General features: G+C 68.9%; 10 protein-coding genes. 6 read left to right on the top strand and 4 right to left on the bottom strand.

Annotated features, from left to right (window positions below; genetic code table 11):
• The first annotated feature begins 156 nt into the window (after positions 1–156).
• From AUP43_RS02235 to AUP43_RS02220, 4 genes are read left to right on the top strand one after another with little or no spacing between them, the layout of a single operon-like run.
• Positions 157–1,128 (top strand): zinc-dependent alcohol dehydrogenase, encoded by a 972-nt coding sequence (locus AUP43_RS02235; RefSeq protein ID WP_067552082.1) that lies wholly within the window; start codon positions 157–159, stop codon positions 1,126–1,128.
• 11 nt (positions 1,129–1,139) lie between these two features.
• Positions 1,140–1,544, top strand: a complete 405-nt coding sequence (locus AUP43_RS02230; RefSeq protein ID WP_067552079.1) for a 6-pyruvoyl trahydropterin synthase family protein — start codon at positions 1,140–1,142, stop codon at positions 1,542–1,544.
• Complete coding sequence (locus AUP43_RS02225; RefSeq protein WP_067552076.1) at positions 1,541–2,581, top strand: glycosyltransferase family 4 protein; 1,041 nt, start codon at positions 1,541–1,543, stop codon at positions 2,579–2,581. Before AUP43_RS02230 ends, AUP43_RS02225 begins: the two co-directional genes overlap by 4 nt.
• On the top strand, positions 2,578–3,447 hold the full coding sequence (locus tag AUP43_RS02220) for a hypothetical protein (protein WP_067552073.1): 870 nt from the start codon (positions 2,578–2,580) through the stop codon (positions 3,445–3,447). The genes AUP43_RS02225 and AUP43_RS02220 overlap by 4 nt, the downstream gene beginning before the upstream one ends.
• Here the strand turns inward: AUP43_RS02220 and AUP43_RS02215 are convergent.
• Genes AUP43_RS02215 through AUP43_RS02205 form a run of 3 tightly spaced genes read right to left on the bottom strand, consistent with a single transcriptional unit; the run spans position 3,444 to position 5,556 of the window.
• Positions 3,444–4,211 carry a RibD family protein gene (locus AUP43_RS02215; protein ID WP_232314855.1) on the bottom strand — a complete coding sequence of 256 codons (768 nt, stop codon included), beginning with the start codon at positions 4,209–4,211 and terminating at the stop codon, positions 3,444–3,446. The genes AUP43_RS02220 and AUP43_RS02215 overlap by 4 nt on opposite strands.
• An 8-nt stretch (positions 4,212–4,219) precedes the next feature.
• Positions 4,220–4,831 (bottom strand): YceI family protein, encoded by a 612-nt coding sequence (locus AUP43_RS02210; protein ID WP_067552070.1) that lies wholly within the window; start codon positions 4,829–4,831, stop codon positions 4,220–4,222.
• Entirely contained in the window at positions 4,828–5,556 is a 729-nt protein-coding gene (locus tag AUP43_RS02205; RefSeq protein ID WP_067552067.1) for a CDP-alcohol phosphatidyltransferase family protein, read from the bottom strand. The genes AUP43_RS02210 and AUP43_RS02205 overlap by 4 nt, the downstream gene beginning before the upstream one ends.
• A gap of 165 nt (positions 5,557–5,721) precedes the next feature.
• Between AUP43_RS02205 and ggt the strand changes: the two genes are divergently transcribed.
• Complete coding sequence (ggt, locus tag AUP43_RS02200; RefSeq protein WP_067552064.1) at positions 5,722–7,320, top strand: gamma-glutamyltransferase; 1,599 nt, start codon at positions 5,722–5,724, stop codon at positions 7,318–7,320.
• Between the two features lie 13 nt (positions 7,321–7,333).
• Here ggt and AUP43_RS02195 read toward each other — a convergent pair whose 3' ends face one another.
• Positions 7,334–8,554 carry a multidrug effflux MFS transporter gene (locus tag AUP43_RS02195; RefSeq protein WP_067552048.1) on the bottom strand — a complete coding sequence of 407 codons (1,221 nt, stop codon included), beginning with the start codon at positions 8,552–8,554 and terminating at the stop codon, positions 7,334–7,336.
• Positions 8,555–8,727: 173 nt separating this feature from the next.
• On the opposite strand from AUP43_RS02195, the gene AUP43_RS02190 reads away from it, so the two are divergent.
• Positions 8,728–9,327 carry a cysteine hydrolase family protein gene (locus AUP43_RS02190; protein WP_067552045.1) on the top strand — a complete coding sequence of 200 codons (600 nt, stop codon included), beginning with the start codon at positions 8,728–8,730 and terminating at the stop codon, positions 9,325–9,327.
• Positions 9,328–9,386 lie beyond the last annotated feature (59 nt).

The raw sequence follows: 9,386 nt of genomic DNA, 5'->3' as shown, positions 1-9,386 counted from the left end.
GCCTTATGCTTCGAGACGCGCACGCCAAGTTTCTTGGCGCACGCTCCTCAGCATGAGGGAGTCCTTGGCCAACTCAGCGCCGCAGAGCAGCTTTCGCGCTTTGTCCCCTCCAATTACGCCCTATATTCACACCTCCATCGCTACCCTAAGGATGCCATGACCGACCGTATCGCCCGCGCCTTCTGGATCGACAAGCCCGGCCGGGGCAGCCTTCGCGAAGAGAGCCTGCCGGCCGTCGGCGAGGGCGAGGTGCGGGTGCGCACCCTGTACAGCGCCGTTAGCCGAGGCACGGAGAGCCTTGTTTTCCAAGGAAAAGTGCCGCAAAGCCAATGGCAGGCGATGCGCGCGCCGTTCCAGGGCGGGTTTTTTCCCGCGCCGCTGAAATATGGCTACATCAATGTCGGCGCGGTGGAGGAAGGCGCGCTGCCGGCCGGCACGCCGGTCTTCTGCCTGTATCCGCATCAGAGCGCCTATGTGGTTCCGCTCGACGCCGTCACCCCCCTGCCCGCCGCGCTGCCGCCGGAACGCGCCGTGCTGGCCGCCAATATGGAAACCGCCATCAACGGGCTGTGGGACGCAGCCCCGCTGGTCGGCGACCGCATCGCGGTGATTGGCGCCGGCGTGGTCGGCTGCCTGGTCGCCTGGCTGGCCAGCCGGGTGCCGGGCGCGACGGTGGAGCTGATCGATGTCGACCCGGCCAAGCGCGCCGTCGCCGAGGCGCTGGACGTGCCCTTCGCGGAGGTGCGCGACGCCAGCCGCGACGCCGATATCGTCATCCATGCCAGCGGCAACCCGATGGGCCTGCAAACCGGCCTGACGCTCGCCGGCTACGAGGCGACGCTGGTGGAGATGAGCTGGTACGGCAGCACCCTGGTGCCTCTGCCGCTGGGCGAGGAATTCCACTCCAAGAGATTGATATTGAAGTCATCCCAGGTCGGCGGCGTCTCCCCGGCCCGGCGCGCCCGGCGCTCCTATGGCGACCGCATGGCGCTGGCGCTCACGCTGCTGCAGGATGCACGGCTGGATGCGCTGATCACCGGCGAAAGCGCCTTCGAGGAGCTGCCGGACCTGATGCCGACGCTCGCTGCCGCCCCTGGCGGCACGCTCTGCCACCGTATTCGTTACTGAAGGAAACCCGTATGTTCAGCGTCACCGTCCGCGACCATTTCATGATCGCCCACAGCTTCGTCGGCGCGGTGTTCGGCCCCGCCCAGGCGCTGCATGGCGCCACCTATGTGGTCGATCTGGAATTCCGCCGGCCGCAGCTCGACAGCGATGGCATCGTGGTCGATATCGGCCGCGCGACCGAGGCGCTGAAAGCGGTTCTGGCCGAGTTCAACTTCAAGAATCTGGACGATGAGGCGCAGTTTCGCGGCCAGAACACGACCACCGAGTTCATGGCGAAGGTGGTGTTCGACCGCGTGGCCGCGCGCATCCGGGCCGGCGATCTGGGCGCGCAGGCCGGCGGGTTGGCGGGCCTGAAGGTGACCCTGCACGAATCGCACGCCGCCTGGGCCGCCTATGAAGGCGCGCTGCCGGCTTGAGCACGCTGCATTTCCTGCTGCCCGGCGACCCGGCCACCCGCACCGGCGGCTATCTCTACGATTCCCGGATGATGCGCGAGCTGGCCGATCTTGGCTGGCATGTCGCGCATCACCGGCTGGCCGACAGATTCCCCTTCCCCGACCGGCAGGCGCTGGACCAGGCCGCCGCCCTGCTGGCCGGCCTGCCGGACGGTGCGCTGGCGCTCATCGACGGGCTGGCGCTGGGCGCCATGCCTGGCGCGGTGGCGGCCCAGGCCGGGCGGCTGCGCATCGTCGGCCTGGTGCACCACCCGCTGGCCGAGGAGACCGGCCTCGACGACGCCCAGCGCCGAAGCCTGTTCGACAGCGAGCGGGCCGCCCTGGCCCCGTTGCGGCGCATCATCGTCACCAGCCCGTTCACCGCCCAGGCCCTGGCCGCCTACGGCGTGCCGGCGGACCGGGTGACGACCATCATGCCCGGCACCGACCCGGCCGACCCGGCGCGCGGCTCCGGCGGGCCGGCGCTTGGCCTGCTGACGGTCGGCTCGCTGACGCCGCGCAAGGGCCATGACGTGCTGCTGACGGCGCTGGCCCGGCTGCGGCACCGCGACTGGCGGCTGACCCTGGCCGGCGGCGCGCGCGATCCGGCGACCGCGCGGCGGGTTAAGGAATTTATTGAAAACAATGACTTGCCGGATCGTGTTTCACTAGTCGGCGAAATCGACGAAGCCGCCCTCGCCCGGCTCTACGACAGCGCCGATCTGTTCGTGCTGGCCTCGCATTACGAGGGCTATGGCATGGTGTTCGCTGAGGCGCTGGCCCGTGGCCTGCCGGTGATCGGCACCACCGGCGGGGCGATCCCGACCACCGTGCCGCGCGAGGCCGGGCTGCTGGTCCCGCCGGGCGATGCCCCGGCGCTGGCCGATGCCCTGGCGCGCGTTCTGGACGATCCGGCCCTGCTGGCCCGGCTGCGCGCGGGCGCACTGGCGGCGCGCAATTCCCTGCCGGACTGGCGCGGCTCCGCGCTGCGGCTGGCGCGCGTGCTGGAGGAGGCATGAGCGGATTCGATGCCGGCTGGCTGCGCCTGCGCGCGCCCTATGACGATGCCGCCCGCAATCCGGACCTGCTGGCCCGGCTGACCGCCTGGCGGCGGCGGCGTGACCGGCTGGGGCTGATCGACCTGGGAGCCGGCACGGGCGCCACGCTGCGCGTGCTGGCGCCGTTGCTGGGCGGCGAGCAGCGCTGGCTGCTGGTCGACCACGACCCCGCCCTGCTCGCCGCCCAGCGGCCGGAGACGCAGGCCTGGGCCGAGGCGAAGGGCTATGTACTGACCGCACAGGAGAATGGCTTCACCGTCAGCGGCGATACCTTTCAGGCCGAGGCCCTGCCGTTCCGCGCCGATTTGTCGGCCAGGCTGGATGCGCTGCCGACCGAGGGCGCGCAGCTCGTCACCGCCTCCGCCCTGCTGGATCTGGTCTCGGCGGCATGGCTGGACCGGCTGGTCGGCCTGTGCCGCGACCGGCGGCTCGGCTGCTATGCAGCGCTCAGCTATGACGGCCGGCTCGACTGGTCGCCGGCGGACAGGCTGGATGCGGCGATGCACGCGCTGTTCGACCGGCACCAGCGGCAGATGAAGAGCTTCGGCCCGGCGCTTGGTCCCGACGCGGCTGCCCTGGCGGAGCAGCGCTTCCGCACCGCCGGCTTCACGGTGCGGGCCGGCCGCAGCGACTGGCGCATGGAAGCCACCGACCGCGACATGCAGGAAGCGCTGCTGGGATTCTATGTGCAATCGGCGCGGGAGATCGATCCCACCCAGGCCGACGCCATCGAGCATTGGCGGCAGCGCCGCCGGCTGGCGCTCGGCGCGGGCCACAGCCGGCACAGCGTCGGCCATGTCGATATTCTAGCGTTAACAGAGAGTTAAGAAGATTTTCTGAGATCGAAATCGAACAGCACGTCCTCGCCCATGCGACTGATTCGGCAGGGCGGGCGCAGTGCTTCGTCCATTTTCTGGATCGAGGGCAGGCTGATCGCCGGCACGCCGGAGCCGATCAGCAGCGGCGCGATGACAATCTGCAAGCGGTCGAGCAGCCCGGCCTTCAGAAAGCTGGAGACGGTCACCCCGCCGCCCTCAACGAACAGCCGGGTCAAACCACGCTCCCGCAGCGTCTCGACCACGGCCGCCGGGTCCAGCCCGTTGGGGCCCGGCGGCAGGACAATGCGCTCGCCCGGCCCCTGCTCCACCGTGCTCAGCACCAGCGTCGGCGCGTCACTATCCGTGAACAGCTTGCGCACGGCGGGCAGCGTGCCCTTGGGGTCGATCACCACGCGAACCGGGTTCCGCCCGGTGACATGGCGCACGGTCAGCGCCGGATCGTCCGCCGCCACCGTGCCCGCGCCGACGATCACCGCGTCCGCCAGCGCGCGCAACCGGTGCAGATGGATGATGTTCTCCTCGCCGGTCACATAATGCGAATGGCCCGTCTCGGTGGCGATGCGACCGTCCACGCTCTGGCCCAGATGGCCCAGGGTGAAGGGGCCGGCGGCGAAATCGCCATAGAGTTCCAGGAAGGCGCGGCCGGCGGCCGTCTCGGCCTCCGGCGGAGCCACGCGCCGACCGCGCTCGGCGGCCAACAGGCGGCTCCACAGATGCGGAATCTCGGTGTCCTTGGAGGAAAATCCGATCAAGAAATATCCTACTGCCGTATGGCTTCCAATTCGATGATGAGCTGGATGTCGTCGCCGACCAGCCCGTCCGCGACGCCGTAATCCATGCCGAAATCGCTGCGCTTGAAGCTGCCGCGCGCGGAGATGCCGGTCACGTAGTTCGGCTTGCCCAGCACGCCCCCACCGAACGGGTACTCGCCGCTCTTGTTCCAGGTAACGTCCAGCGTGACCGGCTTGGTGACGCCCAGCAGCGTCAGGTCGCCGGTGACCTTGCCGGTGCGCGCGCCGGTCGGCTCGGCCCTGGTCATCACGAAGGTCATTTCCGGGTATTTCGCGACATTCAGGAAATCGGCCTTGCGCAGATGCTCGTCGCGCTTCTCGTGCGCGGTGTAGACGCTGGCGGTCTTGATGCTGACCTTAAGGTCGGTCAGCGTGCGGGCCTGCTCGTCAAACGTGAAGCCGCCCTCGGCCTCGCGGAACTGGCCCAGCGTCGAGGCGTAGCCGATATGCTGCACCAGGAAGCCGATGGCCATATGCTCGGAATCGATCCTGTAGCGCTCCGGCGCTGCCTCCGCCTGGCTAGCGAAGGCCAGCGGAACCGCGACGGCCAGGGCTAATAGGGAACGGGAAAACCGGGTCATCGCGTATCCTCCTTGGCGTGCGAATAGAGCCAGAAACTATCGATGGCGAATGAGGCGGCGACAAGGCCGGCCGCCAGCAGCGCCAGCAGGTTGGCGGCCGGAACCGGCATGCCCGGCACCAGCGCGCCGACCAGCCCGACCGCCTGAGCGACGAAGATCGCCTTGCGCCGGAAGCGCGGCGGCAATTCCCGCTCGAAGCGCGGCATCAGCGTCAGCCAGCCGACATAGAGATAGCGCATCAGCCCGCACAGGATGATCCAGGGGCCGACCTGCGGGCCCTGCGCCACCAGCAGCGCCAATACCAGGATCAGGAAGGCGTCCACCTCCATGTCGAAGCGCGCGCCATAGCGGCTGGCCAGGCCGGTGCGCCGGGCGATATAGCCGTCCAGCCCGTCCAGCGCCAGCACGGCGGTGGCGGCGACCGGCACGACCCAGCCGGCGGCGGCCACCATCTCCGGCCGGCCGATCAGCCCGGACAGCAGGCAGGCGACCACCGCGCGGCCCAACGTCACCGCATTGGCCGCGCCGAAATGCCGATGCGGTGCGTGATAGGGCAGCCCGCGCAGCATCAGCAGCGCCATCACCGCATAGGGCGCGGCGACCTGCAGCCCATGCGCCGGCCCCACCTCCTCGGTCAGGATCAGCACCAACAGCGCGGCCGCGCCGGCCGCCACCGCCGCCAGCGCCTCGCGACGCAGGCTGGAGGGCACTCGACCACCGCTCATGGCTTGAAGCTGCGACAATGGACCTATTTCCTTGCAATCGTTTTCGCCGCCGCCCCTGCCCCGGACCGTTTGCGCTTGACCCGGCGGTAGGGCTCTGAAAGATGACGGGCGACACAGCGCCGATAGTCTGCGCCGCTCAGTAACCCATAATCAAATGGACGCCCCATGAGAGACTTCCACCTCCCCGGCCGCTCGCCGGTCTATGCCCGCAATGCCGCCGTCGCCACATCGCACCCGCTGGCCACGCTGACGGCGCTGGAAATTCTGAAGCAGGGCGGCAACGCGGTCGATGCCGCCGTGGCCGCCGTGGCGCTGCTGGGCGTCATCGAGCCGGCGATGACCGGCATCGGCGGCGATTGCTTCGTGCTCTACGCCCCGAAGGGCAAGGGTAAGGTTATTGCGATGAACGGCTCCGGCAAGGCGCCGGCCGCCGCAAAGGCGGAATGGTTCGTGGAAAACGGCCAGACCCAGCCAGCGCTGAACAGCCCGCATGGCGTGACCGTGCCGGGCGCGGTCGCGGCCTGGGACAGGCTGGTGGCCGATCACGGCACCCGCCCGCTCGCCGAATTGCTGCAGCCGGCGATCAAGGCGGCCGAGGACGGCTTCGTCGTCGCCCCCAAGGTCGGCAGCGACTGGGCCGGCGACGCGCCGCGCCTGGCGGCCGACCCGGTGAGCAGCAAGATCGTGCTGGTCGACGGCAAGGCCCCGGCCGTGGGCTCCATCTTCAAGGCCCCGCTGCTGGCGGCCACGCTGAAGAAGATCGCGGCGCAAGGGCGCGACGGTTTCTACAAGGGCGATGTGGCCGAGGATATGGTCAATCATCTGCGCAGCCGGGGCGGCCTGCACACGATGGAGGATTTCGCGGCCGCCGATGCCGAATATGTCGAGCCGATCAAGACCAGCTACAAGGGCCTGGACATTTATGAGTGCCCGCCGAACGGCCAGGGCATCACAGCGCTGCTGATCCTGAACATCCTGTCCGGGTTCGATCTGAAATCCGGCAGCCTTAGCGAGGCCGACCGCATCCATCTGCTGGCCGAGGCGACCAAGCTGGCCTACCACCAGCGCGACGATTACGTCGGCGACCCGCGCCAGGCCGATGTGCCGGTGGAGAAGATTCTCAGCCCGGCCTATGCCGACGCGCTGCGCGTCAAGATCGACATGGCGAAGGCCGGCGCGCCGGTCTCCGTGGATGTCGACGAGGTCGAGCACAAGGACACGACCTACATGTGCGTGGTCGACAAGGACGGCAACGCGATCTCCTTCATCAACTCGATCTTCCACGGCTTTGGCAGCTCCATCGTCACGCCGAAGACCGGCGTGGTGCTGCATAATCGCGGCCTGTCGTTCAAGTTCACCCCGGGCCATCCGAACTCCATCGCGCCGGGCAAGCGGCCGATGCACACCATCATCCCGGCGATGGCGATGAAGGGCGATGTCTGCGTCGGTCCGTTCGGCGTGATGGGCGGCCAGTACCAGTCGACCGGCCATGCCGGCTTCGTCACCAATGTGCTGGATCGCGGCATGGACGTGCAGGAGGCGATGGACGCCGCCCGAACCTTCGCCTATGCCGGCCCGCTGCAGGTCGAGAACGGCGTCTCCGCCGAGACCGTCGCCGAGCTGGAGAAGCGCGGCCACACGGTCGAGCGCGCGCCGGCGAAGAAGCCGATCGGCGGCAGCCAGGCGATCTGGCGCGATCTGGAGACGGGCGTGCTGTGCGCCGGCTCCGACCCGCGCAAGGATGGCTGCGCGATGGGCTACTAAGCCCGCATCGCCGCTAATCGTCGGAGGCCTGGCTCAGGGCGGCGCGCGCCTCCCTGAGCCGGGCCCGACGAACCAGACGGAAGGCGGCATAGCCCAGCGCCGTGCTGAGCGCCATCATGATCGCCAGCGGCACGGCGCTGTCGGCCAGGATATGGCCGATGATCAACGTCAGCAGCCCGCCCAGCGCCATCTGAAGAAACCCCAGCAGGCCGGAGGCCGAGCCCGCCAAGGCCGGATCGACGCCGACCGCGCCCGACACGCCGCTGGGCTGGCTGACGCCGTTGCCCATGGCGATCACCGCCATCGGCACGAACAGCCAGGGCAGCGAGGGCGGCATCAACAGCGTGCCGGCCAGCATGCCGGTCACCCCCAGCGACGAAATCGCGATGCCCAGCCGGATCATCCGGTCGACGCCCAGGCGCATGGTCAGCCGCCCGGCGGTGAAGCTGCCGGCCATGTAGCCCAGCGAGACCAGCACGAAATACAGCCCATAATCCTGCGGAGTAGCGTGGATCAGTTCCACCACCACATAGGGCGCGCCGCCGATGAAGGCGAAAAACGCCCCGGTGGAGAACGCCACCGACAGGGCATAGCCCAGATAGACCGGCCGGCGCATCAGGCTGGCGTAACCGCGCCGCATCGCCGCCAGATTGACGCTCTCGATGCGGTTGAAATGGGTTTCGTGCAGCCAGCGCAGGGAGCCGGCGAGCACCACCGCGCCGAAGATGGCGATGGCCGCGAAGCTGGCCTGCCAGCCGAACCACGCATCCAGATAGCCGCCGATGGCCGGGGCCATGGCCGGGGCGACCGCCATCGCCATGATGATGTAGGCGAACACGCTGGCCGCCCGGTCGCGGGTGTAGATGTCGCGCACGATGGCGCGGGTCAGCACCATGCCGGCGCAGCCGCCGACCGCCTGCACGATTCGCCCCAGGATCAGCAATTCCACCGTCGGCGCCACGATGGCCACCACGCTGGAGACGACATAGAGCAGCAACCCGGCCAGCAGCACTGGCCGCCGTCCGTACTTGTCCGACAGCGGGCCATAGATCAGCTGACCGACCGCCACGCCGGCCAGATACAGCGTCAGCGTCAGTTGGATGGTGGCGTAGCTGGTGCCGAACACCTGCGCCATATGCGGCATGGAGGGCACGAAGATGTTCAGCGCCAAGGGGCCGGTCATGGTCACGGCAACGAGAATCGCTGTCGGCGGCGCGCGGCGGTCTAGCGGCATACAGGCATAATCCGGGGGTATCGGCTGAACGGCCGGCGGCGTCCGGCCCTCACGTTTCAGTAGCACTCCTAACAGAAATACATGAGCTGATCTATATGCCGTGCGCGCTGGCCTTTCCCCCCGCGCTCGCCTAGCTTACTGCGCAAAGAAACCATCCGCCGGAGGAGCCTCCCATGTCGCACCCGAAGACCCTGCTGGAAATGTCCGGCGCGTCGTTGACGCCGTCTTCCCTGTCCGCCGCCGCCATTATCGCCATCGATTGCCAGAACGAATATGTGAATGGCGGCCTGGCCCTGCCCGACATCGAACCGGCGCTGGCCGAGGCCGCGCGCGTGCTGGCCGCCGGCCGCCAGGCGGGCACGCCGATCGTCCATATCGCCCATCGCGGCCGCACCGGCGGCGCGTTCGATCCCGACGGCCCGCGCGGCCAGATCGTCGACAGCGTGAAGCCGGCCGATGGCGAGCCGGTGATCTGGAAGCCGCTGCCCAACGCCTTCGCCCATACCGAGCTGCAGGAGGCGCTACAGAAGATCGGCCGCACGGAGCTGATCCTGATCGGCTTCCAGACCCATATGTGCGTCAGCTCGACGGCCCGCGCGGCCCTCGATCTCGGCTATCGCTGCACCATCGTCGACCAGGCCAGCGGCACCCGCGACCTGCCGATGCCCGGCGGCGGCATCATCGCCGCCCCCGACCTCCACCGCGCCTCCCTCGCAGCCCTCGCCGACCGCTTCGCCATCATCGCCCCGACAGCAGCCGACTTGCCCGCCTAGGGCAAGACGGCCCGCCCGCCCATCACGCGTAAATGAATCCCTCGCCCCGGCAGGGGAGA

The sequence above is a fragment of the Oceanibaculum pacificum genome (genome assembly GCF_001618175.1).
GTDB classification, from domain to species: Bacteria; Pseudomonadota; Alphaproteobacteria; order Oceanibaculales; family Oceanibaculaceae; genus Oceanibaculum; species Oceanibaculum pacificum.
This window is presented reverse-complemented; position numbering and strand designations above follow the sequence as displayed.